At 60.0% G+C, this 23,389-nt stretch carries 23 protein-coding genes and 5 pseudogenes; 15 read left to right on the top strand and 13 right to left on the bottom strand.

The window, feature by feature from the left end:
* Positions 1-2 precede the first annotated feature (2 nt).
* Together BJ6T_RS15665 and BJ6T_RS45660 are read left to right on the top strand one after the other, a co-directional pair.
* Positions 3-1,724 carry a complex I subunit 5 family protein gene (locus BJ6T_RS15665; RefSeq protein WP_240537972.1) on the top strand — a complete coding sequence of 574 codons (1,722 nt, stop codon included), beginning with the start codon at positions 3-5 and terminating at the stop codon, positions 1,722-1,724.
* Positions 1,725-1,776: 52 nt separating this feature from the next.
* Positions 1,777-1,986: pseudogene (locus tag BJ6T_RS45660) on the top strand (DUF1269 domain-containing protein); the annotation flags it as partial.
* A gap of 6 nt (positions 1,987-1,992) precedes the next feature.
* Here the strand turns inward: BJ6T_RS45660 and BJ6T_RS15655 are convergent.
* Entirely contained in the window at positions 1,993-2,703 is a 711-nt protein-coding gene (locus BJ6T_RS15655; RefSeq protein WP_014493396.1) for a Bax inhibitor-1/YccA family protein, read from the bottom strand.
* 240 nt (positions 2,704-2,943) lie between these two features.
* Here BJ6T_RS15655 and BJ6T_RS49655 point away from each other — a divergent pair, with 240 nt between their 5' ends.
* The 5 genes from BJ6T_RS49655 (at position 2,944) to BJ6T_RS15635 (ending at position 5,875) form a co-directional block, all read left to right on the top strand.
* Positions 2,944-3,177 carry a DUF6894 family protein gene (locus tag BJ6T_RS49655; protein WP_014493395.1) on the top strand — a complete coding sequence of 78 codons (234 nt, stop codon included), beginning with the start codon at positions 2,944-2,946 and terminating at the stop codon, positions 3,175-3,177.
* Between the two features lie 191 nt (positions 3,178-3,368).
* Positions 3,369-3,605 carry a hypothetical protein gene (locus BJ6T_RS43590; protein ID WP_080593872.1) on the top strand — a complete coding sequence of 79 codons (237 nt, stop codon included), beginning with the start codon at positions 3,369-3,371 and terminating at the stop codon, positions 3,603-3,605.
* Between the two features lie 51 nt (positions 3,606-3,656).
* Entirely contained in the window at positions 3,657-4,793 is a 1,137-nt protein-coding gene (locus BJ6T_RS15645; protein WP_014493393.1) for an AI-2E family transporter, read from the top strand.
* A complete protein-coding gene (locus BJ6T_RS15640; RefSeq protein ID WP_014493392.1) occupies positions 4,790-5,389 on the top strand; it encodes a hypothetical protein in 600 nt (199 codons plus the stop codon). Before BJ6T_RS15645 ends, BJ6T_RS15640 begins: the two co-directional genes overlap by 4 nt.
* Before the next feature lie 45 nt (positions 5,390-5,434).
* Complete coding sequence (locus BJ6T_RS15635; RefSeq protein ID WP_225894849.1) at positions 5,435-5,875, top strand: DUF992 domain-containing protein; 441 nt, start codon at positions 5,435-5,437, stop codon at positions 5,873-5,875.
* Positions 5,876-6,120: 245 nt separating this feature from the next.
* Here the strand turns inward: BJ6T_RS15635 and BJ6T_RS15630 are convergent, their stop codons facing one another.
* Positions 6,121-6,747 (bottom strand): response regulator, encoded by a 627-nt coding sequence (locus tag BJ6T_RS15630; RefSeq protein ID WP_028170032.1) that lies wholly within the window; start codon positions 6,745-6,747, stop codon positions 6,121-6,123.
* A gap of 458 nt (positions 6,748-7,205) precedes the next feature.
* Positions 7,206-7,418, bottom strand: coding sequence for a hypothetical protein (locus BJ6T_RS15625; RefSeq protein ID WP_014493389.1), 213 nt, complete (start codon positions 7,416-7,418; stop codon positions 7,206-7,208).
* A 594-nt stretch (positions 7,419-8,012) separates the two neighbouring features.
* On the opposite strand from BJ6T_RS15625, the pseudogene BJ6T_RS15615 reads away from it, so the two are divergent.
* Positions 8,013-9,385, top strand: a pseudogene (locus tag BJ6T_RS15615) (tyrosine-type recombinase/integrase).
* 937 nt (positions 9,386-10,322) lie between these two features.
* Here BJ6T_RS15615 and BJ6T_RS42585 read toward each other — a convergent pair.
* On the bottom strand, positions 10,323-10,886 hold the full coding sequence (locus BJ6T_RS42585; RefSeq protein ID WP_080593947.1) for a DUF3616 domain-containing protein: 564 nt from the start codon (positions 10,884-10,886) through the stop codon (positions 10,323-10,325).
* Between BJ6T_RS42585 and BJ6T_RS15600 the strand changes: the two are divergent.
* Together BJ6T_RS15600 and BJ6T_RS48375 are read left to right on the top strand one after the other, a co-directional pair.
* Positions 10,876-11,235, top strand: a pseudogene (locus BJ6T_RS15600) (cupin domain-containing protein); the annotation flags it as partial. The gene BJ6T_RS42585 and the pseudogene BJ6T_RS15600 sit on opposite strands and share 11 nt — an antisense overlap.
* Before the next feature lie 113 nt (positions 11,236-11,348).
* Positions 11,349-11,576, top strand: a pseudogene (locus BJ6T_RS48375) (MFS transporter); the annotation flags it as partial.
* A 722-nt stretch (positions 11,577-12,298) separates the two neighbouring features.
* Here BJ6T_RS48375 and fabG read toward each other — a convergent pair.
* The 4 genes from fabG to BJ6T_RS15580 form a co-directional block, all read right to left on the bottom strand.
* Positions 12,299-12,979, bottom strand: coding sequence for a 3-oxoacyl-ACP reductase FabG (gene fabG, locus BJ6T_RS15590; protein ID WP_014493382.1), 681 nt, complete (start codon positions 12,977-12,979; stop codon positions 12,299-12,301).
* A 54-nt stretch (positions 12,980-13,033) separates the two neighbouring features.
* Positions 13,034-14,479, bottom strand: coding sequence for a coniferyl aldehyde dehydrogenase (locus BJ6T_RS15585; RefSeq protein WP_014493381.1), 1,446 nt, complete (start codon positions 14,477-14,479; stop codon positions 13,034-13,036).
* A gap of 83 nt (positions 14,480-14,562) precedes the next feature.
* Positions 14,563-14,760 (bottom strand): (2Fe-2S)-binding protein, encoded by a 198-nt coding sequence (locus BJ6T_RS43585; RefSeq protein WP_080593946.1) that lies wholly within the window; start codon positions 14,758-14,760, stop codon positions 14,563-14,565.
* 203 nt (positions 14,761-14,963) lie between these two features.
* Positions 14,964-15,860 carry a sterol desaturase family protein gene (locus tag BJ6T_RS15580; RefSeq protein WP_014493380.1) on the bottom strand — a complete coding sequence of 299 codons (897 nt, stop codon included), beginning with the start codon at positions 15,858-15,860 and terminating at the stop codon, positions 14,964-14,966.
* Positions 15,861-15,972: 112 nt separating this feature from the next.
* Between BJ6T_RS15580 and BJ6T_RS15575 the strand changes: the two genes are divergently transcribed.
* A complete protein-coding gene (locus BJ6T_RS15575) occupies positions 15,973-16,965 on the top strand; it encodes a LysR family transcriptional regulator (RefSeq protein ID WP_014493379.1) in 993 nt (330 codons plus the stop codon).
* 184 nt (positions 16,966-17,149) lie between these two features.
* Complete coding sequence (locus BJ6T_RS49650; RefSeq protein ID WP_014493378.1) at positions 17,150-17,530, top strand: hypothetical protein; 381 nt, start codon at positions 17,150-17,152, stop codon at positions 17,528-17,530.
* A 52-nt stretch (positions 17,531-17,582) separates the two neighbouring features.
* On the opposite strand, the gene BJ6T_RS43575 is transcribed toward BJ6T_RS49650, so the two are convergent.
* Both BJ6T_RS43575 and BJ6T_RS15570 read right to left on the bottom strand, forming a co-directional pair.
* On the bottom strand, positions 17,583-17,759 hold the full coding sequence (locus BJ6T_RS43575; protein WP_014493377.1) for a DUF2934 domain-containing protein: 177 nt from the start codon (positions 17,757-17,759) through the stop codon (positions 17,583-17,585).
* Between the two features lie 53 nt (positions 17,760-17,812).
* Positions 17,813-18,049, bottom strand: coding sequence for a hypothetical protein (locus BJ6T_RS15570; RefSeq protein ID WP_043900199.1), 237 nt, complete (start codon positions 18,047-18,049; stop codon positions 17,813-17,815).
* 166 nt (positions 18,050-18,215) lie between these two features.
* On the opposite strand from BJ6T_RS15570, the gene BJ6T_RS15565 reads away from it, so the two are divergent.
* The 3 genes and pseudogenes from BJ6T_RS15565 (at position 18,216) to BJ6T_RS15555 (ending at position 20,063) form a co-directional block, all read left to right on the top strand.
* Positions 18,216-18,425, top strand: coding sequence for a hypothetical protein (locus BJ6T_RS15565; protein WP_014493375.1), 210 nt, complete (start codon positions 18,216-18,218; stop codon positions 18,423-18,425).
* A 776-nt stretch (positions 18,426-19,201) separates the two neighbouring features.
* Positions 19,202-19,480: pseudogene (locus tag BJ6T_RS48365) on the top strand (septal ring lytic transglycosylase RlpA family protein); the annotation flags it as partial.
* A gap of 289 nt (positions 19,481-19,769) precedes the next feature.
* Positions 19,770-20,063: a hypothetical protein gene (locus BJ6T_RS15555; RefSeq protein ID WP_014493374.1), complete on the top strand. Its 294-nt coding sequence runs from the start codon at positions 19,770-19,772 to the stop codon at positions 20,061-20,063.
* 705 nt (positions 20,064-20,768) lie between these two features.
* On the opposite strand, the gene BJ6T_RS15550 is transcribed toward BJ6T_RS15555, so the two are convergent.
* The 3 genes from BJ6T_RS15550 to BJ6T_RS48360 all read right to left on the bottom strand — a co-directional run bounded on the left by BJ6T_RS15550 (position 20,769) and on the right by BJ6T_RS48360 (position 22,311).
* The gene (locus BJ6T_RS15550; RefSeq protein WP_014493373.1) at positions 20,769-21,194 is read right to left on the bottom strand and encodes an MgtC/SapB family protein; all 426 of its coding nucleotides are present in this window, start codon (positions 21,192-21,194) and stop codon (positions 20,769-20,771) included.
* Between the two features lie 665 nt (positions 21,195-21,859).
* Complete coding sequence (locus tag BJ6T_RS15545) at positions 21,860-22,045, bottom strand: hypothetical protein (RefSeq protein ID WP_014493372.1); 186 nt, start codon at positions 22,043-22,045, stop codon at positions 21,860-21,862.
* Between the two features lie 62 nt (positions 22,046-22,107).
* Complete coding sequence (locus BJ6T_RS48360; protein WP_014493371.1) at positions 22,108-22,311, bottom strand: hypothetical protein; 204 nt, start codon at positions 22,309-22,311, stop codon at positions 22,108-22,110.
* Positions 22,312-23,389: the final 1,078 nt, after the last annotated feature.

The raw sequence follows: 23,389 nt of genomic DNA, 5'->3' as shown, positions 1-23,389 counted from the left end.
TGGTGCTGTCGATCGTCGTGCCGGTCGCGGGCGTCTTGCTGGCGTTCGCTCTCGGCCAGCGCTACGTCCGGCAGGTTGCCTCCACGGTCGTGCTGATCGGGTTGGCGATTGCTCTCGCCGTTCTCGTGCTCTTGCCTCGGAGCGACGGCCAGCTCGTCTACCTGCTCGGCGCCTGGCCACCCCCGCTCGGCGTAGCCCTCCGCGCGGACGGATTGTCGGCGGTCATGCTCGCGACGACGGCGGTCGTGATCTGCGCGGTCGCCATTTTTGCCGCAACCGATTTTCGTCCCCAATCTGTCGAAGCGCGCGCACCTTTCGCATTCTGGATCCTGCTTCTGGCAATCTGGGGCGCGCTGAACACGATCTTCGTCGCGGGAGACCTCTTCACGCTGTATGTCGCGCTGGAATTGCTGACGTTCGCCGCGGTGCCTCTGGTCTCTCTCGACGGTCGCGCGGAGACGCTTCGGGCTGCATTGCGGTATCTGCTCTTCGCACTGCTCGGCTCGGTCCTCTACCTGATGGGCACCGCGCTGCTCTATGGTCTCTACGGCACCCTTGATATCGAGTTGTTATCGCATCGCGTGAGCGCGGACTCCGGCGTGCTCATCGCGGCAGCCTTGATGACAACCGGTCTCCTCGCAAAAACTGCACTCTTTCCGTTGCACCTCTGGCTGCCACCCGCTCACGCTGGCGCACCGGCCGCAGCTAGCGCGATCCTGTCCGCCTTGGTCGTGAAGGGATCGTTCTTCATCCTTGTTCGGCTCTGGTTCGACGTCATGCCGGGCTTGCCCGGCTTGGCTGCCGCACAATTGCTCGCGGCGTTGGGAGCCGGAGCGATCTTGTTCGGAAGCGTTGTCGCTCTCCGGCAAGAGCGCCTCAAGCTTCTGATCGCGTATTCGACGCTGGCTCAGATCGGATATCTCTTCCTGATGTTTCCTCTTGCGTTCGGCGCATCCGGGAAGCTCGAAAGTGACCAGGCCCTGGCGGGCGGCCTGTTGCAGGCAGTTTCCCATGCGACTGCCAAGGCGGCGATGTTCATGGCCGTCGGATCAATCTACACCGGGCTCGGCCACGATCGCATCACCGGGCTGCGCGGTGTCGCGCGCGCCCTGCCCTTGAGCGTCCTGGCGTTCGCAATTGGCGGCATCGCCCTGATGGGTGTTCAACCGAGCGGAGCGTCACTCGCGAAGGAGTTATTGCTCCAGGACGCGGCGAGAACGGGGCAGTGGTGGTGGGCCGTCGTGCTCCAGGCCGGCGGAATGTTCACCACCGCCTATGTCGTGCTGGTCCTGTCCCATGCGCTCGCGCCATCGGACCAGCCGATTGCCCTCGTCGGCCCAGCACCGCTCAGCCGCGACCTCGCGGCACTTGCCTTGGCTCTCTGTTCTTTGTTCCTTGGCTTGCTACCCTGGGATTCGTATTTGCCGGTCCCGTATGATGCGACATCGAAGCTGTTCGGCATCGACGCACTATCCAAATTGCTCCTGCCGGTGCTGGGAGGGGCAGCGCTCGCCATCCTGCTCAGCCCGTGGCCACACCCGCTGGGCTCATCCGCGGCCTGGAAAGCGCTCATGAGAGTGGTCGGTCCGCTCCGGCGCGGCTGTCTTGGATTCGGCAGCCTCATCGAAAGAAGCGACGAAGTTCTCCGTCAATGGTCCGCCGCGGGCATCTCCCTGCTCCTGGTGTCGCTGCTGCTCGCCGCGTCGATGTTCGCAGCAAATTGAAGACTCAGAACCGCCGGATCGCGCAGATCGGGCCGAGGGGTTCCCCTGCTCCCTCAACGATTCCTTCATGAAGGAGCTGTCCGCTTCGCTCCACACAGGCAACGCCGCGCTCTTCGTCCTGATCAAGAACATGACGGCAGATAAGGTGTTGAACGAAATCAAGGATGCCGGCGGAGTCGTATTGAAAACGTCCCTGGACGAGACCAAGGAAAAGATCCTGCGCGATGCGCTCGCCAGCGCGGCGGAGCGGCCGGCGGCCTGAAGCCGCCTACCGCCTGCCGCCGAGCAGGCGCAGCAGCATCATGAACAGATTGAGGAAGTTGAGGTAGAGCGACAGTGCCGCGATCACCGACTTGCGGCCTGCCGTCGTCGCATCGTCCCTGCTCTCGTACATCGCCTTGATCCGCTGCGTATCATAGGCCGTGAGTCCCGCAAAGACGCCGACGCCGACGATCGAGATCAACCAATCGAGCCCCGTCGACCTCAGGAAAATATTGACCAGGCTTGCGACGATGATGCCGATCAGGCCCATGAACAGGAAGCTGCCGACCGCGGACAGGTCGCGCCTCGTGGTGTAGCCGAAGACGCTGAGTGCCCCGAACATCGCGGCGGCGATGAAGAACACGCGCGTGATCGAGGCGCTGGTGTAGATGTGCAGCAGCGTCGAGAGCGAGACACCGACCAGCGCGGCATAGACAAAGAACAGAATGCGCGCCGTTTCCACCGACAGCGTATTGATGCGCGCCCCGATGAAGAACACCAGCCCGAGTGGCGCCAGGATGAGAACCCACATCAACGGGCTCTCTAGCAATGCGGGACCCATGAGCTGATACGTCAGCCACGCGACAATTGCAGTCAGGCCCACGCCCGCGGCCATATAATTGTAGATGCGCAGCATGTAGGCGCGCAATCCGGGATCGATCGCAAGCGCGCCGCCACCAGTGCCTGAGGCAGTCAAATTCGGATCATAATTCGACATCGCTTGCCTCCTCGGATTGGTTCGCATGAACAAGCCAAGCTAGCGGTCCGGCCCCTGCGGGGACATCGGATGATCACCCGGGCGCCGGAAGATATATCACCCTATCTCGGGATACCCGTATCCGCCAGAGCGACTTGCCGAAAGGTAACCTTGGGTTGCCCCAGGCTTCTCGTCCTTTTCGCCTGGACTCTTACACCTTTGTCACTGGAAGCTGGTCACGCACCGGCCTGATCCGTTCGCGTGCGCTACTTCTTTCACATCGTCGACAAGTACGGCCTTTGTCCGGACGGAATTGGATGCGAGTGCGCCGACCAGGACGCCGCCGTTCTGCACGCCAGGCATATCGCGACTGAACTCGCTAAGGCGGGCGAGTTGTTTCGCGAGCTTCGTGTTGGTCGTCCCCGCCGCTACGCCCGGATCGACAAGTCCTCATTAGAGGCGGTCGACCGATTTCCTGCCTCGCCCTCTACATAGAATCCCTGATGCGCCGACCGAGAAGCTGCCTCTACTCTCGTAACCGGGGGTGGCCGGTCTACCCCGTTCAAATTCGACCCTTCCGCCCACCTCATCTCCGGGGTTGAGGGCTCGCCGCACGCGTCCGCGTCTATGCGTTGGCCGTCGGCGCAATCTCGATCTGAAGTGTTATGGGTCAGTTGGAGACAAACATGAATGTCCGGACCTTTTGCGGTGCCTTGATCCTTGCCGGATCGATTGCAACCGCGCAGTCGACCAGTTCCCAGGCGCAGACGACCGATCCGGCCGCATCCGTGCCAAAGCAGGTCACGACACCTGCCCCAAGCACCGCCACGCCAAATACGAATACGAACCCCACCAAGCATCGCTACTGGCGTCATCGCGGCGGCTCGCATCCCCATTACGGCAGCCGCCGTGTTCGCACCTGAGCCCCGGCGCGACAGTTCGTCATTGCAATCCGCCGCCGAGACACGCGATCGATGAGCGACGTGAGGACAGGACAAGAGCAACCGCGCGAGGTCGTGGTCCGCGAGCCTCCAGACCAGGGCATGACCGACAGGCGGCGCGGCTTTCTCGCAACGGGTCTCGCCCTGCTCGCCATTTGCGTTGCTCTCTTCCTCGTATGGCAAACGGCCTCGAGTCTTCTCATCATCTTCGCAGGCGTGCTGTTTGCTGCCTTTCTGGATGCCGCCGCACGCGCACTGGCGCTAATAATTCCACTCAATCGAGTCTGGCGGCTGACATTCGTGCTGCTGCTATTCAGCACCATGGTCGGACTAGGCCTCGCTTGGGGAGGCGGCAAGCTGCCGCAGCAAACACGCATCCTGCTAGAGGTCATGGACGTCCAATTCGACATCTTGCAGCAACGCCTTCTGACCTACGGCGTCGATCTGCTTGGTCCGGAATCGGGGCGCGATTTTGCGCAATGGCTGCTGTCCGATCAAGGCCGGTTCTTCAGCCACGCCCAACTCGTCCTTGGCAGAGCGTCGAGCTTCCTGACCGGTGTGCTGGTGATCGCGTTCCTCGGTATCCTCTTCGCCTTTGATCCCACCAGCCATCGCGAGAGTCTCGTGATGCTGACGAAGCCTTCCTATCGCGCCCGAACCCGCTCCGTAATGAACGAGATGGGAAACGTCCTGCGGCTGTGGTTCGTCGGACAGCTGATCCGCATCATCCTGATGACACTGTGCGTGTGGGTCGCGCTCTATCTGATCGGGCTTCCCGGTCCCTTCGTGCTTGGGCTCCAGGCGGGCCTTTCCAACTTCGTTCCGTATCTGGGGCCGATCCTTGCCGCGATCCCGATCGCGCTCGTCGCGATGCCGCTCGGCGCATCGCTGCTGATCTGGGCCGTCGTCATCTACACAATCATTCAATCGATCGAGGGCTATGTGATCGGCCCGTTGATCCAGCGCCAGGCGGTCGAGATTCCTCCCGCATGGACATTGGTCGCGATCGTGCTGTTGGGCGCAATGCTGGGCGTGATGGGTATCGCACTCGCCATGCCGCTGGTCGCGGTCGGCCGGGTCGCGATCATTAGATTCTACGTCGAGGATTACCTCGGCGATAACAGCGGGCGCATGTCCAACAAGGGACCATCGCAAATGGGAGCGCCATGAGCGAGATTCGAGCCGAACGGAACAATGGAATGGAGCCATCCCCGGCGCACGCGCGGATGACACGTTTTCTGTGGCAGCAACTTCCCTACATCATTGCACTGGTGCTCGCCGTCGCGGGCGTCGCCTATACCAACGCCTCTCACCAGCCTCTCGTTGGCTATTGGGAATTTCTCGCGCTGGCCATCGGCGTTGTGTGCGTCATCAACAGATGGCCGGAGGTCGATGGCAAGGAGGCCCGGTGGCAACTGATCTGGACCCAGGCGCTGCACTGGGTTGCCGTCCTGGTCACGATGAACATCATGCTGGTGTCAGGCGTTCAGCAATTGTTGCCGACGCCGGCGACCAGCCTTGTCCTTCTCACGTTACTTGCGCTCGGCACCTTCCTCGCCGGCGTCAGTCTTCTGTCGCCGCAAATTGCCTTCCTCGGCCTTGCGATGGGCGTCACGGTTCCGGCGATATCCTGGTTACAGCAATCCATCATCTTCTTCCTGTTGGGCGCCGTCCTGCTGATCGGCCTCGGCATCACGTTCTGGCTTCGCCAGGATCGCAGCCCAGGGAGTTCGCCCACCAACACCGGAAGTCAAACGGAGGTCTGAATGCGCATTAACCTGCTTCTTGTAATCATCTGCGGATCCGCCTTGATGTGCGTCGACGCCCTCCCCGCACGCGCCGAGGCGTTCAGGGTCGGCCGGCTCGTGTGCACCAGCACTCCGCGCGTTGGGCTGGTGCTCGGCTCCGCGCAGGAGCTTCGTTGCGTATTCGTCACGAGACGCTCGACCCGGCAGTACGTCTACGACGGACGGATCAGGCGCGTTGGTCTCGACATCGGCGTGACCAGCGCAGGAACCCTCTCATGGGCGGTCTTCGCCAGGAACTCGCGCGTCGGCCCCGGCACGCTGCGCGGGAGCTACGTGGGGGCGAGCGGCAATGTCGCGTTCGGCCCTGGTCTCGGAGCGAACGTTCTGATCGGAGGCTCTCGCCGGACGATTGCGCTCCAGCCTCTGTCGATCGAGCGATCGATCGGATTGAACCTTGCGGCGGGAGTTACGAACCTGACACTCGGCCCGCGCGGAGCGGGATAGCGGCTTGTCCCGAACCCCGGAGCAGGGAGCGGATGGCCCCGGTTGGGGGCGGCCGCGACCGCGCAGGCTCCGTTGGGTTTGCTGGTGGCATCGCGGTCGCCGCCATTGCGGGTGGCGGTGGAGGTGACCGTCCGCGATCCCTTTGCGGACGGGAAAGAACAGAGCTGCGCTTCCGCAGCGATCAGCTCTGCTTCACCGCCGCGATCGGTTGCGAAGCGCGGCGCGCCGGCAGCCGCTGATTTCGTTCACTCTTCAATCAATTTAGCTCTGATCGCGTAGCGGACCAGTCCAGCTATCGAATTGACCCCCAGTTTTCCCATGGCCGACGCCCGATGCGTTTCCGTGGTTTTCACGCTTGAGCTCAGCATCGCGCTGATACCCTTGTTGCTGTACCCCTCGGCCACGAGTTTGACAACGAGCCGCTCTCGCGGAGACAGCTTTGCATGCCCCTCGCCAGCTTCGTCTTCTCGACCCGACTGACCACAAAATCGTCCGCCGACGAATGGCTTACGCGCCATTAGCGCTTCAACGGCAGCCAGCAGCAGCTTGTTCGCGTCCGACTTGACCAGGAACGCGCGCGCACCCGCCTGAAGCGCCTCTTGAGCCAGCACTCCGGATTCGTGCGCGGTAAAGATCAGCACCTCAGTTTCGCGGAGATGTTTTTTTATTCCTCGAGTGATTTCCAGTCCCGTCATGCGCGGCATGAAGAAGTCGACGATCGCAACATCGGGCCGCTCTTTGAGAGCGGCCTCAAATGCCGATTTTCCGTCGGAGGCCTCGGCGACAATCATCCAACCCGGCCGCTGCTCGAGGACAGCCCGTAGCCCGGATCGAACAGCATCATGATCATCAGCAATGAGAATTCGTTTCATGAGAGGGCTGCCTCCAGAATGAGGCTCGCCGCCACCAGATGCTGGCACGTTGAATCGTGAAGCTCCGAAGCAATCTGACGATGACCTTCTTCCTGCAGAGCGAACTGTTCGGAATTCGCCTTGCGCGCATGCCTCGATCCTCCGGAGGCATTTCGAACATGTCGGCTGACCGGTGTCTCCTGAAGGGACATGATACACTCGCCTTCCTGCAGTGCTAACTTTCGAACCGCTAGTTTCCTGGCATATGCAGACAACTCTCCGATAAATTTAGCCTACCGCCGCGACACACCGACCGCACAATCAGTATAAGCCACTACGTAGAAATCCTCTAGGCAGCCAATCCCCGTCGTGTGCCGAGCATCCCAAATTCGGCGCGATGCTCACTGATTCAAATCAAGGAGTTGCAGGCAAGGAGCAGCATGCGGGTCGTCGAAAGCGCGATTATGAAGACGTGTCCGTCAATCTGCGCGCTGTGTCATCGCCCGCTTGACGGCGGCGGCAGCAATCGAGCGGCCCGGCGAGGGTGTTGCGCCGCAGAACAGTCCGCCGTTCTTTAGGTAAGACGTCTTTCCATATTCCGCCCGCGCCACCTCTTTGAAATTCCGTAATTCGGAAATCGACAGAGGCATCGTCGGCTTGTCTTTCGGCGTCGCATCGATCTCCGGATCCATCGCGGCGTTCTACTCGGAGCTGTTCGACTCGCGGATCCGCTACACTGGTCTCGTCTTCGCAAAAGAAGTCAGCGGCGTTGTCGTCGGCGGCTTTACGCCACTGATTCCGACGCTGCTGGTGCAGTGGAGTGGCGGCCCGAGCTGGCCAGTCTCGGTCTACATGATGGTCACGGGCGTGCGACAAGTCATGGACGATACTGGCGACCATGCGAGATGAGGAGCGCGACGGTGATGCGGACCAGCAAGAACATGTCGCGAACATCGCCAAGTCGACGCACGGTGCGATGTCCGAACACCAAAGCGTCGCACGATACGCGCTCTGCTCTGTCGCCTGAAATGGAAAAACCCTGCGCTAAAAGGGCTTTCGATATGGTGGGCGCACCAGGGCTCGAACCTGGGACCCGCTGATTAAGAGTTCGACCACATCGCTTCTCCGCAGTTTCCGAATGCACGCCGCGCTACGATGAGGATTCGAGAAGCCCTTTTTTATAGGTGTTTCTCGCATAGTTTCGCGCTCCGTCGAACTCAACCCTTCCGACTGCTCAATCCGCCAACACCGTTTGAAAACCGTTTTGGCGGCCCCGGACTCTCGCTATGACCGATATTCGAATTTCTCTCACCGACAAGAAAATCGCTCAATTGCCCGCTCCGAAGGAAGGCTGGTACCTCGCACGAGATACAGAATTGAAGGGTTTTTCGTGGTCATTGGAAAGCGACGGAGGACCTTTACTGTCCAAGGTGACCTCAGGCGCGGCGGTAAGCGGGCTTCATCCATTAGAGTTTCCATTGGTGACGCCAACGAGATGTCGACCCGAGCTGCGCGTGCCACTGCCAAGGAGTACCTGGCCCAGATTAGCCGGGGACGGCATCCGAAGGATGAGAAGCAACTCGAACCGAAAAATCCAGCTCCGGCGATGGAAAGTCGCGGGACGGTCGCGAACATCACTCTCAGGCAGGCCTGGGAACGATATCTCGAGGCGCATCTGATCCGGAAGAACCGCAGCGAAAAGACTATCGAGGGTTACCGCGATCACGTCGAACGAATTTTTGCGGAATGGCTTGATACCACCCTCCATGAGCTCGCAACCGACCCAGCTCGGGTGGCCAAGAAGCACGATGAAATCACAAGTGAGAACGGGCCATACATGGCCAATGGCAGCATGCGGACCCTGCGGGCCATCTACCATCATGCTCGGAAGACGAACAGGTCGCTGCCATCAGATAACCCAGCCGATGCGGTCGACTGGAATGTCGAGGAGCGCCGCAACACCGGGATGGGATCGGCCGACCTGAAAGGCTGGTTTGCGCAGCTCGCCGTCCTCGACAACCCGATTCGCAGAGAGTTCCACCTCTTCACTCTCCTTTGCGGTTCTCGACCCACTGCGCTCCAGGAAGCCAAACCGGAACACATCGATTTTCGGCGCCGCACGCTGCACATCCCAAAACCAAAGGGAGGCAAGAAGAAGGCCTTCGACATTCCGCTATCGCGTCAGATGATCCTTTGCCTCATCCGCGCGATCCGGTTCGGCAGGCAGATGTATCCTACGCAAGCACAAGAGTGGACCTTTCCGGCTGACAGCGGGTCTGGGCATCTGGCAGAAACAAAAGAGGACCGGGAAATACTGTCGAAGTGGGGCAACGATCTGCGTCAGACCTTCCGCACGATTGCAACGGCGGCCGGCGTGTCGGAGGTCGATGCTAAGCTCCTGATGAACCATGCCATACCTGGAGTAAACGGAGGCTATATTACGCGGCACAAGCTTCTCGAAGACCATCTGCGCAGCCAGCAGCAGGCGATCAGCAGCGCGGTATTTGCCGCGTTGAGCACATCAATTGCCCATCGTGCGCTGCAGGGTTGGCTCGGGAGAGGCGCGTACCGGCGTACGATCCAGAGCATCATTTTCACTGGCAAACAGAGTGTGGTCCAACCCGTTGTCCAAACTGAGCAAGGGGGCTCAGCCCCTTGACCAATCGGGACCTGGGCAAGTTTGAGCTAGCTTCCCGCGCCTGCTCAAAGAGAACCCTGCAGTCTTCCCTTGCCGAGGTCTCCGGCACCGAATGGCAGCCGGATTTGAGATGCACGGAGAGCAGCCGAGGCGGGACTCCCGTGTCGAGCGAGATATCCACGTCATAGCGGTGCCGGCCGATAGCGCCGATATCCAGGTCGGTAACATCTGGATTGCGGACATAAACCACCGATTTTCGGATCGCAAAGCCGGTCAGCTGTTTGGTAATGAACTGACTGGGAAGACCGGCACATTCGCGCTTTTCGCCTTCCGGCGGAGCGGCAGATATTTCGATGGCCCAGGTCTTTGGACCAAATACTAGCGCCAGCGCTCCGGCGCTCTCGACTTCCTGCACGGCGACAATGTCTGCCTTGAGCTGCTCCGCGCAGCTCCTGAGCAGGCCATAGTACGCCTCAGTGCGAGGACGACAACCCTCCCCGTCCTTCCGCGAGATGCTCGAGGTTCGAGGTTGCCATTATAAGTGCGCTGGCTTTGCCAACAATCGCGGCGGACAGCAGCACACAGATGAAACGCGTCAATTCAATGCGAGCATCGCATGACCACTCCTGCGAGCTTGGCGAGATCAATCACAAGGCAACAATTCTTATCGGCGCTACGCACTCCGCAGTTGTGTGCTGGCTCGTTCGATAAATGCCGATGCGGCTGCATTGCCGCGCTTCTCGAACCGGATTTGACGAAGCTTCGCATCGTCGACGTCAGTTCATGACGATCAAACGTGTTCGTCTTCAGGTCGTCTGCGAGCACAGGCGAAATAGGAGCGGCCAGGCAAAAAGTAATGCGATCGCCAATCGTCGCGATGTTGTTCTTCGTCTTTTCCGGTGGAAGTCATTCTAGATTGAGGTGCATGTCGGTATCACTACAGGTACGGTTTGGGTCGTTAAGGCTCCGGTATGTCGACGACAACGGGCTTGCCTTCCTTCGCGCCGTCGAACAGCACGAGCAATCTTATTCCCGACGCCCCCTTATCGAGAGGCAGGATGGCTTCGGGCTTGTACTCCGCATCGTTGATGACGGACGAGATCTCCTTAAGTTGGCGCACGGTGGGACTTCCGCCATTCCACCAGTACACGGCGTATGAGCCCGGCCCATCGGCCGACGGGCCGGAGAGGATAAGTATCCCGCTCTCATAGACGGCAAGATCGCGCACGCCTTGCCCGCCGCCGAGGCGCAATTGATGGAGCCTAGCATCGAGATCGCCGTTGCCGAATAATGCGGCCAGCGAAACGGATAGTATCGCGGCGCGCCCGTCATCCAACATCGGGCCCCGGAATCCGGCTAGCAGCCGGCCCTCGCGTATCGCGATGCCTTCGATGGTGACGCCGTTATTCTCAAGCCGCCTATCGAGAAACCGGCCAAGCGTGGGTTCCGCCGAGATAGCCTCGCGCAATCTCGCAGTCGGCGTAACCGCCTCGACCGCACTGTCCCGGCCAGCACGCCAGATGGTCGACTACAAGCCGGTCGGCGTCACCGACGTCACGCTCGGGTCCATCAACCTCGAAAAGCAGCCCGCCAACATCAAGGACCGCGAGCTGCGTTTTCGCAAGCTGACTATCGAGCCCGGCGGTATCGTGCCCTGGCACAGCCATGACGACCGTCCTGCCCTGATCTACGTGCAGCAGGGCGAGATCGTCGAATACGCTTCCAACTGCATCGACCCGATCGTGCACAAGGCGGGCGATCTCCGTCCCGAGGTCTTCGGTACCTCGCACTGGTGGAAGAACCTCGGCAAGGAGACAGTCATTCTCTACGTCGGCGACGTCCGCAAGGATCCGCACGACGACAACATGTAGCGAGCGCCCCCAGTCCCAGCCCTCGTTGCTGGATGTGACGACCCGGGATCCCCCGTGCCGCCCCGCACGCTGGGCGTCACATCCTCATTTCAAACACCAGGAGACGCCGCGCAATGACCGATTTGCCCGCCCGCATGAAGCCGACCGCGATGGAGATGCACGAGCATTCGCCGGGTATCGTGCTTCGCTCGCTCGTGATCGGACTGACCGCATTCCTGACCGTTGTCGACCTGTTCGCAACGCAAGCGATCCTCCCTTCCTTGACGCGCCGCTACGGCGTGACCCCGGCGGCCTGCTACTTCTTTGGTGGACTTGTCGGGACCGCCGTTCTGGGTCGACTCTTTGACTCACTTGGATGGACCGCTTGCGTGATCGGCGTTGGTGTTTGTCTTGCTTTCGGTGCCGCGCTCACGCTTGCGCCAAAGCCCCACGCTCCCTGAAACCAGTTGAGCGATTTCCGCACTGAGAGGTCCCAGGCAGCAGCTCGGCTTCCGCTACTGAGAAACAGGCATCAGGAGATCGTTTGCCGAACTAAGAGACGGCGAGACAGCTTGATCTGAGAAAATCACCGTTTGAAAAACGACGTCTCAAACGGTTGACCTAGCTAAGTTATTGAAATGGTGGGCGCACCAGGGCTCGAACCTGGGACCCGCTGATTAAGAGGCGTATGATTTGCCAGGAAACTCAATGCCCATTCCGACAACCGGGCCGTCAGACCTGCATTGAACCCTTATTGGATTTTCTCTTTGTCGGAACGACGGGGCTCGGCTGACTATAGCGCGGGGGCGGGCGGATCGTAAATCGTCGGGGGTTTGAGTTAGGTCCGCCACACCGCGAAACCCATTCTTTCGGAATCTCTATTTACTGGCGAGCAGCCTAGTTCGGATGGTCACGTCCTAGCCAAAAACCGCCGGCCCTGTGCGAACCCTACGTCCCTGGCCCGCATTGAAGGGGCTTTTTATACGCACGGAACGGAGGCAGGACACGTTCGGCTAGATGCTGGCGGACGAATCCCAGGCAAGCGGAGCACTCGGTTTCTGCCATGCTTCGGCGTAACCGCGCGTCAGACCCGTCCGTTGACCGGCAGCAGCGCGCCGGTGACGGCACTGGCGGCGTCGCTTGCCAGGAAAAGGATGACATCGGCGAGTTCCTTCGGCGCGACCCATTTGGCGGGATCGGCCTCCGGCATGCTGGCGCGATTTGCCGTGGTATCGATGATCGAGGGCAGCACCGCATTCACGGTGATCTTGCCTTTCAGCTCGGCGGCAAGTGACTCCGTCAGCTTATGCACGCCCGCCTTCGACGCCGCATAAGGACCCATGCCGGAGCCGGCCTGCAGTGCGCCCATCGCGCCAATATTGACGATGCGGGCCGCCCGCGAGTTGAGAAGATGCGGGATCGCCGGGCGCGAGGCGTTCAGCGCGGTCTCGACATTGAGCGTGAACATACGCTGCCAGGCGCTGAGATCGCCGTCGGCAATAGTCTCGAAGGTAAATCCGCCGGCAATATTGATCAGCGCGTCGATCGCGCCGAAATGAGCGGCGGCGGCATCAATCGCCTTTTTCGCCTGTGCCGCGTCGGTCAAGTCGATGCGGCCGAGTTCAATCCGCTGGGCTGTTGCCGCGAGCTGCGACGCAGCATGATCGATGCCCGCGACGTGCGCGCCGCGCGAAAGGGCTTCCTCGGCGACCACCTTGCCAAGCGCACCTAACGCGCCGGTGATAACAACGACTTTACCCTTCATGGTGGTCTCCGCGTGAACGAGAATGAATCAAGGCCGCAATGCTCACTTCACGCATCACGTCTTCCACTTGATCATCGTCTGCAGGATGCTCATTGGGCGGCCCGCGTAGGGCGGCTGAAATAGCATTTGGATCGGCGAGAGAGGGCCCTGGTAGAAGACCGGGCGCAATTTTGAAAAGGTGTTGAACCCCTCGCGCGCGTGGTAATGGCCCATGCCGCTCGCCCCGACCCCACCGAATGGCAAGTCGTGCTGGCCGACGTGCAGGAGAGCTTCATTAACCGATACGCCACCCGACATGACCCGCGAGATGTAGAAGTCGCGCAGCTCGGCATTGTGAGTGAATGGATAGATTGCCAACGGGCGGTCGTGACTATTAATATAGTCGGCGACTTCCTGCCGATCTGCATACGTCTTGATCGGCAAGATCGGACCAAAGATCTCGCGCTGCATGACAATCATGTCTTCCGTCGGATTTAGCACGAGATGCGGTGCAAATTTGCGACGCTTCGCGTCCGGAATCTGCTGTTCCGCAAGGTTGACCAGGACCGCGCCCTTTGTACGGGCATCCCGCAGCGTCGCCTGCAGCCGTGTGAAAGAGCGTTCATCGATGATCGACGTGTAGTCCGGGCCGTTGATGTCCGGGAAGCGGTCGGCAAACAGTCGCCGGCAATGGCGGACGAACTCGTCCTCACTTCCTTTGGGCAGAAACATGTAGTCGACATTCGTACAGATCTGACCGGCATTGAACATCTTCACCCAGAGAATGCGCTCCGCCGCTGTTTTGACCGGGAAGTCAGGCCCAACAATCGCAGGTGCCTTGCCGCCCAGTTCAAGCGTGACAGGGGTGAGGTTGCGGGCCGCGTTGGCCATGACCGAGCGACCGGTAGCACCGGATCCCGTGAACAGCAGATGGTCGAAGGGCAATGACGAGAATCCCGGTCCTCGTCCGCCGCCATCCTCGAAAAAGGCAAGCTTCTCGATCGGAAAATACTTTAGGGAAACGCGCATCAGAACCTGGGCGAGCGCTTTTGAATTTTCCGACATCTTGACCATCGCGCGATTGCCGGCGGCCAAAATCGCTGCAAGCGGGCAGAAGCTAAGATTAAGCGGAAAATTCCAGGGAACGATGACCCCGACGACGCCAAGCGGCTGCGGGATGACACGGTTGCGCGCGAGCGGATAGGTCATGAAGTCGACGTGTCTGCGCTGTGGTTTCATCCACTTCTTCAAATTTTTGGCGGCGTCGGCGATTGTTTCGAGGACAACGAAGTATTCGGCAAATAGGGTCTCGAATTCAGACCGGTTGCCATAGTCGGCGTTGATCGCTGCGACGAACTCGTCCTTGTTGTCTTTCAGGAGCCGCGCCAGCGCCTTCAAGTCAGCCATGCGCTGAGCATAGGATGGCTCCGGCGTCGCCACATAAGCCGCACGCTGCTTGTCAAAGCAGGACTGAAATTCAGTGGGAATGTCGATCGAACGGGAATTGACAGGCACGTTCATGATGTTCCCTTCCTCACTGTTGTTCGCGTGTCCTCCACGCGAACAACGAGGGCGCGCGTAACCGTGACTTTATCAACTCCAAGTCAATGCATGCTTGCATTCGCATGAGCGGAGCTGGGCCCTTCACCCATGATCCGCTTGATAGCGTGAGCGCAGCGGCCGCACTGGGCGCTGCATCCGAGGCAGGCATACACCTCGCTCATACGGGGCGATCGTGCCTCTTTTGCAACCACTGACCGCACCTGATGGTCGCTGAACACATTGCAAGAACAGACGATCATCGCCTTCTCCCAACCGATACCAACGCGGCGCTCCACCCAGCCGCAAGCATGATAGTTTCCATTCGGGTCACCTCGGCGTAGTCAAGAGGCCGCTCGCGGACCAGATGGTGTCGCATTTCGGCTCCTTCCGAGGCACCGCGAACGCCTGCTGCAGTGCTTCGAGTGCGCTACCCACGGGGGCAAGTCGAACCTGGCTCGGTCGTTCAGGCTGCCTCCTGTTTAGCTTCGGTCTTTAGGTCGGCTTCGGTGAAGCCATAGCCGCCGGGGCGCAGCGCCGAATGCTCGCGCTCGGAATGGACCAGCGGGTAGAACATCTGCGTCGTCCAGCGCTCCGGGCCAAACAAGATGTCGTCCTGCAGGCCGACCTTGGCCGGATATTTGCGTGTGATATGCGCGGTGCCGAACAGCACGTCCCAGAAAAACAGCAGGTTGCCGAAGTTGCCCTTGTAGTGGCCGATGCCGTCTTCGTTGGTGAGCGCGTGGTGCGCCTGGTGCGTGGCCGGCGTGGAGATGGTACGCTCCAGCACCCACATCAGCGGATGCAGCGCGCGGATGCGGTACAGCGGCGCGTCCCACGCCCAGGCGCAGTGCGCGCCCAGGATGACCGCCAGCTTGATCACCAGGTACGCCGCGTAGACCGGGCCGAAACCAAGATACACCGCCACGCCGCCGATCCACAGGCCCGGCATCATCAGGTAGTAGAAGAAGTTGTTGCGGTAGGTAATGCGCACGCTCATGTAGGCTGCGCTGTGGTGCGCGCGGTGCAACGGCCATAGCAGCGGCGTGTGCGAGGCGCGGTGCCAGAGATACTGCGTGAGGTCATCGCCGATCAGCAGCAGGCCGAACATTGCCCACCACGGCAGGTTGGCCCAGGCGTTGTGCTGCGCGGGCATGAGCCAGCTACACAGCGCGTTGCTACCCAACAGTGCGATCGGCTGGGTGACGGCGATTAGGCTGACGAACATCAGCACTTCAAGCCAGGCGTCGTTGGCTGTCGCGTTGTCTTGCACGGTGGTTTGATACCGCCGGGTGATAAACTCCATGGCGGCAAAGCCCAGGATGCAGGCGCCGATCAGGAGGTATTGCACTTGCAAGCTCATGTTGGGTGTTTCCTATCGCTCACATTTTTGATTGTGAGGGCGATTTAGAAGTATCATCACCAATGCGTCCAATGCATAATTCTCATTATCTTGATGCATGGAGCGCAATACCATGGATTTGCGCCGACTGAGGCACGTCGTCGCTCTTGCTGACACCCTGCACTTCGCCCGCGCCGCCGAAGCCGTCCACCTGAGTCAGCCGGCCTTCAGCCGCAGCATCCAGGCCATCGAGAGCGACTTGAGAATCCGCCTGTTCGACCGCGACGTTGGTGATGTCCGCCCCACCCCGGCCGGCGAATTCGTCATCGAGCGGGCGCGCAAGCTGCTGTTCGAGGCACGTTGCCTGCAGCGCGACGTGGATCTTTACCGCGACGGCCAGCTCGGCGACACGGCCTTCGGCGTAGGGCCGCTGTTGACGGCCACCCTGATGCCACGCGCTCTTGTGGCGCTACGCCGTCAGCACCCGCAGGTGGCGCTGCGCATGGAGGTCGGCAACTGGGCGCAGTTGCTGGAGAGTCTGCGTACCGAGAACATCGAGTTCTTTGCCGCCGATGTGCGCGACATGCCCGGGGATGCTGCGCTGGACATCCAGCTGATCGGGGGACAACCGGCCAATCTGTATGTGCGGAGAGGCCATCCGCTGGCTGCGGGCGAGCACACGCTGCAGGAAGTCTGGGCGTACGGGCTTGCGGTACCTAGGCTGCTGAGCCCCTCAACGGTTGAACTGGCCGCCCTGCTGGGCCTGCCTGAGGGCCAGGAGGCCACTATTGCGCTCGAGTGCGACAACTATGGCATGCTCAAGACAGTCGCCCTCACCACGGATACCGTTCTGGGTGCGACGGACGCGGCGGTACGGGAAGAGCTGGAATCCGGCGCTCTCGTTCGGCTTGTCGTGCGGGGTGGCTGTCGCCGCCGTCGAGCACGGGCATCGTGCGTTTACGAGGGAGAACCTCGTCGCCTGCGGCCAAGGCAGCCATCGCGGCGATTGTGCGGGCCGCCGGCGAGATCAACGTGTAGGCGCCTTACATCACCCGACGCATGCTCCGGTGCGGAATACCGTCCTCCTGAAGCGGTCAATAAGCAACGGTGCATTGCGCAATCATAACCAAGAAAACAAAAACTCGTCGCTCAAAATGCCGAGGCCGAAATAGTTCGGGCACTTGCGATCAGTCAAAGAACAGCTTCTTGCAATGCGCGCGAATACGATCGGCCTTCAAAGAATCAAAAAAGAACCTAGGAGCCAGCGAGCCCTTCTCACGTTGTTGAGGAAACAACCCAAGGAGGAACTCATGCGTCGCATCGCACTTGCAGCAATCGTTGTTGCCGTTGGCTTGACGCCCGTGGCGGCTCAACAGACCTCGCCAAACATGCAAAACGAAGCCGATAAAGGCATCAAGACTCAAAACTCCGGTGCGTCGGGTTACGTCGGTGAACAGGACAGACCAGGTTCCGCAGCGCAGATGCCGGGCAGCAGCTCGGGGCGCGCCGATTCTACGACGACGGCACCAAGCGCTCAAAATTCAGGAACAGGAATTGCCGGAGCACCGGGTAGCACAAGCGGCCCCTCTCCTAAAGGTACTGTCGGTCAGAACACCACGACCCAGCAACAGGACTCATCGAATATCAAAGGTCTGCCGGGAAACAAGAGCGGGCCGCCCGCCAAACGTTGACGGCTCGTTGCTCGAAGGCGCGTGGCGTAATCGCCACGCGCCTTGATTGCTCTTATACCGGCAAATTATCGGTCATGCCGGGCGGAAGCTCATCAGGTTGCGACCGTTCCACCAGGAGCTGCTTCTCGGCTTCAAACCAGAAGGCCTCCATGTCGCCGCTTGGCTCGCCCGCAGTACGCCAAAGCTCGTAGGCACGAATACGAATGTCTTCCTGACTTAGGTTTGGCATGGTCGCTTCTCCTATTGCGCAAACCTTGCTCCATAAGTTCTCGCGATCGATCTTCAGTGCCGCCGGAAAACGTATCGACGTTTTAGTCTTGCGGTTGTCGTCCGAGCGGCATACTCGATGCGATCTATGTCGGCGTTATCGGCCGCAGTAACGTCCAAACGCCAATTCATGTCGTTCGGATAACCTTCGTCGCATTCGATTTCGACCGCGATAACTAACTCGCCCCCCGGAAAGCTCCGGATTTCCTGCAGTGCTATCAGCTCCAGATCTTTCCTTGACACGCTGATCATTGCAAGGCTCCGCCCGCCACTTCCTCTGACAATACGTTGCGTTATTGCCTCGTTCCTAAAGCGTGAGACGAACAGCATGCCGTCTTGTCGCACACGGTAAAGCAGACCCCGTCAGTTTTGGAGGAACCAGGCTCTCCACGGTTCATTGTCGCCCGAGGAGGAAGCCATGACTGACACGCCATCCCAAACCCAAACCTCAACTTTCGCTGCCGCCAACGAAACGGTCCGCGAGGTCGCACACGATGTCCGCGAGGGGCTCGGCGACGGCAAGCCGCCTGGCCAGTGGAAGGCTATCGTCAGCGACCTAACGCGCGAGGCTCCGCTCGCATCGCTCGGAATCGCCTTCCTGATTGGATATGTATTGGCGCGCCGTTGATCGCTCTCAGCCCTTGGCGTCGAGCAGGAGGAACGTGAGGCCCTTCCAGGCCGAAGCCAAAGGCAAGAACGCCGCGCGCTGGCCAATTTCCACGATAACCGCGGCACAGCCGCGACGCTGCCCGCTGAGGCCGGCGCAACGGCCCCGGAGATCGCCGAGGCGCTATGCTGGAGCGTCGACAAGGCGCAGAAGGTGATCGATCTCTACCTCGCCAGACGTGGCGTGGCGGCCAATGCAATAGCGAACGCTTGAGCAATTTCGAGATCGAAAGACTGCACCACCAGAGTAGAAGCCAAGCAGCGGCTGCTGGAGGCGAATATGATTTGTGCCTTCGGTTTTGCGGCTTCTACGGCGTGATGCGTCGCAGCGATAGCTGCCTGCTGCGCTGCGTCTAAACACTCTTGGAACCACTCATCGGACCATCGGTATGCATTCACCTTTGTTCTGCACGTGGATGCGCGTGCCGGAACACAGGCCGATGAGTTCGCATTGTCCATCAGTTTCATTTGTGCGTGAGGCCGATCATGCAAGTTCTTGGTAGAATGATCGCGATTGCAACAATCCCAGCTTGGATGGCGATCTACTCAACTCCTGCTGTCGGACAAACCTTCGATGACAGGTGGTCCATCATTCCAAGAGCTCACGCTGAGCCAGCTCCTGAAGGAAGCGACCAGACAAAGAAGGACGAAACGCAAACGCAACCTTCGACCACACAGCAAACGCAACCTCAGACTTCGGAAGAGCCCTCGAAAGATCGTTCAGGAGCTCAATCTCAGAATCGAGTCTTCTCCGGCACGGCCTCCTACTATTCTTATTCCAAAGGCAAGACAGCGAGCGGTTCATCGTTTGATCGTAATCGGCTAACAGCAGCGCACCGCCGCCTACCCTTCGGTACCAAGTTGCGCGTCACCCACGGAAGCCGAAGCGTCATCGTCATAGTCAATGACCGCGGTCCGTTCGTCCGCGGTCGTGTCCTCGACCTTTCGTTGGCCGCGGCGCGGAGCTTGGGTATTACGGATCGTGGCGTGGCTCAGGTTCATGCGGAGGTGTTGTAAACATTCGACCACTCGAGGAGGGTAGCCGCGACCTTCGAAGCCGCGCGCGAGGCTTTCGAGACGGCATGGTCGGAGCTACAGCCGAGCATCCCCGATAATGCCTTCGCCGAATGGCGCAGCGATCGCGACTGGCGGGCCGCGGTTGCGGCCAAGCGCGCGCGCGGCGAGAAGCTCGATAGCGAGATCCGCAGCACACGAATGCGCTGCGTCTGCGGCACCACATTCGACAGCTGGAAGCCGGCGGAGAGCTACCAGCACCGCGCACACATCACTGCCGTGCATACGGCCAATGGGACACGCCGATGAAGCACACCGAAAGACGACCCTATGCGACCCGGAGGCGGCCGCGCGCAAGCTCGTCGAGCTCGCAGCGAGCGTCGAGGCTGTCCGGGACGGCCGCATATATATCGAGAGGATCAACGCGCCCTTCTTGTTCAAGCTGAAGGGCAGTGGCAGCGAGTTCGGCGCCGGGCTCAAACTCGCGATCGAGCGCGGCTGGCTGTCGAAGCACGAGAGCGGCACTTACGTGAAGCTGATGCCGCCCGGTGAAGATCTGCTGACTGGCAAATTGCACATCGGCTAGGGCGCGTACTCATAAAAAGCGCTGAAGTCGGCTTTTGGAATTTTAGCAGAATTCTCTGCTCAACCAGACTATTGCCGGTTTTAACCCGGAACAGACGAGTGAGTCGCGCGCCAAGAGTTTCACTAACTCGGCGGGTTGCAGGTATCAGCGCTGACAATGGCAATCGGCCTGACGCACAGTGTCTTCGTTCCATTCAATGAAGCCATCGGCATTCTTCGAAGGCGCGCGAAACATTTTTGCATCCCTGTAACCTGAGTTAATCGTGGGGCCTAATCGAAAGGTCGCGATATGGAACCAGCCAGCAGAATATCGGACCACATCGATCATCAGACTGCCCGGTCGATCTGTGACGAGGTGGGTGACAATTGCAACAGAACTTATCTCTCGAAGCCTCGCCTCTGCCGCCGTACCTCGAACGTCTAGTCGATGAATTGCGCAAACAGGAGCGTCATCCAATTGATGGCGTCGCAGCGCCCGCTAACCGTTTCCTTCATGCGACGCGACGAGTAGTCGCGGCCGTCTGAGCGCGTAAAGAAGATGCCGTCGCCGCGCTCAACCTGGTCACACCGTCACAATCGCATTCGGTCACAGCGTCATCGGCGTACATCTGCAAGATCGCTTCAATATCGCCAGCCTCGAGAATGGGGCTGTGCTGAACCTACAGCCTATTGCGGCTCTCGCGGCGGCTGCTTGGCTCTAAACATGTCACTGAGGGTCGTCCTCTTCCTTGACGAGGGTTAACAACCGGAGCGTCAGGAAGGTGAACAACGCGATCGTCACCGCGACATCGTAGCTGCCGAGCCCGACCGAGACTCCGATCGCGCCGGTGGCCCACAGGCTCGCGGCGGTAGCGGTACCCTGTACCATATTGCCCTGCTTGAGGATCGCGCCGCCGCCGATGAAGCCAATGCCGGTGATTAGGCCTTCGATGACCTTTGCCATTCCGTCGGGCGAGGACGCCAGGAGGTGTTCGCTGGCCTGGATGAAGCCGCAACTAGCCAGCGCGACCAGCGGAAAAGTACGGAGCCCCGCGCTGCGCGCCCGCTTTTCGCGGTCCCACCCAATCGGCACGGCGAGCGCGAACGCCGCCGCCAGCGTGACGAAATGAACGCCTATCTGGAAACTGTTCAAGGCAAGTCCCTGAATGAACGTCAGGAGCCATTAGACCAAGGAGATGGGCACCTCGGCAATGCGGCGTAAGGTTTCATCGCAAGCGTCCGGCAGCTTCGGCCCGATGTGCATTCACTTCTGGATCCCAGACGATGTCGTGAAGTTCAAGTGAGACGCTGAACGAATCCGCTGTTGGCCTTTGCGGACTCTGCGCCGCTGTTGGCGAATAAGCGGACATCGCGGATCTATGAGTACACGCCCTGAAAAGAGGCCGCCAACTGAGGCGGCCTTTACTTTGCATCGATTGAGATATTTGCGGGCGGCCGCCTCTTGAGGCGCCAGTACCCGACCAAGGCGCGCCACTCGAACAGGATGACGATGGTGGCAATCAGCGCAGTACCAAGCCCTGCCATTATCAAAATCATTTGGAGCATCGAATCACCGCGGGCCGTGTCGATGTTCCAAAGTACCAAAGTGAACAACTGTTCCGAAGTTTTTTTGGGGCGGCTCTAGCCCACTGGGGCGGCTTCAAAGCCTCAAGATCATCCAGACGACGAGCGCTGCGTTGAGAGTGCCTACCGCGACAATAGCCGCTTGAATAAGTCGCTCGGTCATGGCGCTCCCTCGCGTATTTGAGGGAAAATTATGCACTAACTAGAAGTGGGGTCTATGTAGATTGTGCCACTTTAAGTTCCGTCGCGGACCTTGCGCTCGAGCATGGCTGCTTCGACCTGATCGGCAAGAACCGTAAGATGGCTGGCCAACCTATCGAACAAGTCCCGTTTGGCTTTATCAGTGGCAAGATCGCTGATGAACTCGCACTCGGCCGCGTCGGTCCGCGGCTTTTCCAATTGCGCTTGATAGTCCCGCATAGCACGCCCCGGCGCGCGTACTTTTCCCTGGGACTGATTTTACCACAGCCTTAGGCGCGCTGTCAGCACTCACTTGGCGGCTGCAACCCGGGGGATCTGAGCCAATCGTTGATATGCGAGCCCGTCTCGGCTTGGCGAGCTTTACGGATCGCGTGGTCTCGCTCGATACCTGGTGGAAGCGATTCAGCCGCCTCGCGCAGGCGTTTTGCCTCTGCGGCAAGGCGGTCTTCAAGGGATGTTGTTTGCTTGAGACGGCGTCGCTGCATGGCGCGACTCCATTCCTGAGAAGGCGGGAGCGCAAATTGGTGTTCTCATCACCGATGTATGCCACTAGCCCTGCGGCGACGTCTCAGTGTGCGCTTCCCAACATTGGAAAGCGAGTCCTAATAGGTGGAGGAAAGCTCCGCTGGTGGGATGCTGCCCGTGGAGGCCCCAGCATCGGGCCGGGGGCGTAATGATGCTGGGGCTTCCGGACAGGCTTCTGTCTCGTGGGACCGAGACCGTCACCGCATAACACAAGCCGGGCGCGACATAGACGTTCCCAGCCAAGTTCTAAATCTCCCCTGCGTGTGGCTTGTTTCACACAGCGCGCGATCAGCCGATCGGGGTCCAGCTAGTGCTCCCCCTGCACCGTTGACGTTTTGCGCCGCGGGGATTCTGCCGAGCCAGGAGCATCGTGGTTTTTGCCAAGTTTTCTCGACGCCCTCGACGATGCTCGCCGAGGGCAACCTATAGGCCTCGGCTCATCCCCATTTGAGCTGAGGCCCTTTTTTGGGGAATTGTATAGGCGCCCGCACGACGAAAAGTTTCGCAAGAGTTCCTTCACCTTGATCTAGGGATACGGCCGGTTGGGCAATAGCGGCAGATCGCTTCGCGTGGAAGATGGCGCTCAGCCGTTACCTCGGATGCGAGATACATCAAAAATGTCAGGCATAACTTTCGTTGTTTACAATCCGCCCCAGCTGGGGCTCCCGTACCTTGCCGTGATGATTGCACCGACCGGCGAAGTCGTAGCGGTGCCATTCGAAACTCCAGCAGAGGCCGAAAACCACAACATTGAGAGCGCTGCCAAGACTACGCGCTATGCGCCCGCGAGCCGTCGCGAATGACGCCCCGCCATCTTGGGCAGCCCCGCTCCAAATCCGCCATCCCCACAAACACCCCCGTGGTGCGGCTGAACCTTTTCGCCGCGCATCTCTTAGTGGGTATCCGGGATTTTGCTGATTCGTCCCAGGGCTGGAAGCAGCCGCCCGCGGTATATTAAGTGGGCGGCGTTTTTGCTTTTCTCAGCGCCACACAACGAAACGGCCTCGCACATCGCCGGGGGTGAAACCGGACGCTGAC

The organism is Bradyrhizobium japonicum USDA 6, from assembly GCF_000284375.1.
Classification (GTDB): Bacteria; Pseudomonadota; Alphaproteobacteria; order Rhizobiales; family Xanthobacteraceae; genus Bradyrhizobium; species Bradyrhizobium japonicum.
The sequence above is the reverse complement of the archived record's forward strand: the minus strand, read 5'-3'. Positions and strand labels throughout refer to the sequence as shown.

What these genes read in the sequence shown, in the direction of transcription:
- BJ6T_RS15585 (WP_014493381.1), bottom strand. Translation starts at nt 14,479, where the DNA reads ATGAACGTGCCTGTCAATTCCCGTTCGATCGACATTCCCACTGAATTT.
- BJ6T_RS48360 (WP_014493371.1), bottom strand. Translation starts at nt 22,311, where the DNA reads ATGCAGCGACGCCGTCTCAAGCAAACAACATCCCTTGAAGACCGCCTT.
- BJ6T_RS15625 (WP_014493389.1), bottom strand. Translation starts at nt 7,418, where the DNA reads ATGGATCCGGAGATCGATGCGACGCCGAAAGACAAGCCGACGATGCCT.
- BJ6T_RS15630 (WP_028170032.1), bottom strand. Translation starts at nt 6,747, where the DNA reads ATGAAACGAATTCTCATTGCTGATGATCATGATGCTGTTCGATCCGGG.
- BJ6T_RS15580 (WP_014493380.1), bottom strand. Translation starts at nt 15,860, where the DNA reads ATGAGCTTGCAAGTGCAATACCTCCTGATCGGCGCCTGCATCCTGGGC.
- BJ6T_RS15545 (WP_014493372.1), bottom strand. Translation starts at nt 22,045, where the DNA reads ATGCGGGACTATCAAGCGCAATTGGAAAAGCCGCGGACCGACGCGGCC.
- BJ6T_RS43585 (WP_080593946.1), bottom strand. Translation starts at nt 14,760, where the DNA reads ATGATCGTCTGTTCTTGCAATGTGTTCAGCGACCATCAGGTGCGGTCA.
- BJ6T_RS15645 (WP_014493393.1), top strand. Translation starts at nt 3,657, where the DNA reads ATGAGCGACGTGAGGACAGGACAAGAGCAACCGCGCGAGGTCGTGGTC.
- BJ6T_RS15640 (WP_014493392.1), top strand. Translation starts at nt 4,790, where the DNA reads ATGAGCGAGATTCGAGCCGAACGGAACAATGGAATGGAGCCATCCCCG.
- BJ6T_RS15575 (WP_014493379.1), top strand. Translation starts at nt 15,973, where the DNA reads ATGGATTTGCGCCGACTGAGGCACGTCGTCGCTCTTGCTGACACCCTG.
- BJ6T_RS15655 (WP_014493396.1), bottom strand. Translation starts at nt 2,703, where the DNA reads ATGTCGAATTATGATCCGAATTTGACTGCCTCAGGCACTGGTGGCGGC.
- BJ6T_RS15555 (WP_014493374.1), top strand. Translation starts at nt 19,770, where the DNA reads ATGGGACACGCCGATGAAGCACACCGAAAGACGACCCTATGCGACCCG.
- BJ6T_RS15570 (WP_043900199.1), bottom strand. Translation starts at nt 18,049, where the DNA reads ATGATCAGCGTGTCAAGGAAAGATCTGGAGCTGATAGCACTGCAGGAA.
- BJ6T_RS43590 (WP_080593872.1), top strand. Translation starts at nt 3,369, where the DNA reads ATGAATGTCCGGACCTTTTGCGGTGCCTTGATCCTTGCCGGATCGATT.
- BJ6T_RS15565 (WP_014493375.1), top strand. Translation starts at nt 18,216, where the DNA reads ATGACTGACACGCCATCCCAAACCCAAACCTCAACTTTCGCTGCCGCC.
- BJ6T_RS15635 (WP_225894849.1), top strand. Translation starts at nt 5,435, where the DNA reads ATGTGCGTCGACGCCCTCCCCGCACGCGCCGAGGCGTTCAGGGTCGGC.
- BJ6T_RS43575 (WP_014493377.1), bottom strand. Translation starts at nt 17,759, where the DNA reads ATGCCAAACCTAAGTCAGGAAGACATTCGTATTCGTGCCTACGAGCTT.
- BJ6T_RS49650 (WP_014493378.1), top strand. Translation starts at nt 17,150, where the DNA reads ATGCGTCGCATCGCACTTGCAGCAATCGTTGTTGCCGTTGGCTTGACG.
- fabG (WP_014493382.1), bottom strand. Translation starts at nt 12,979, where the DNA reads ATGAAGGGTAAAGTCGTTGTTATCACCGGCGCGTTAGGTGCGCTTGGC.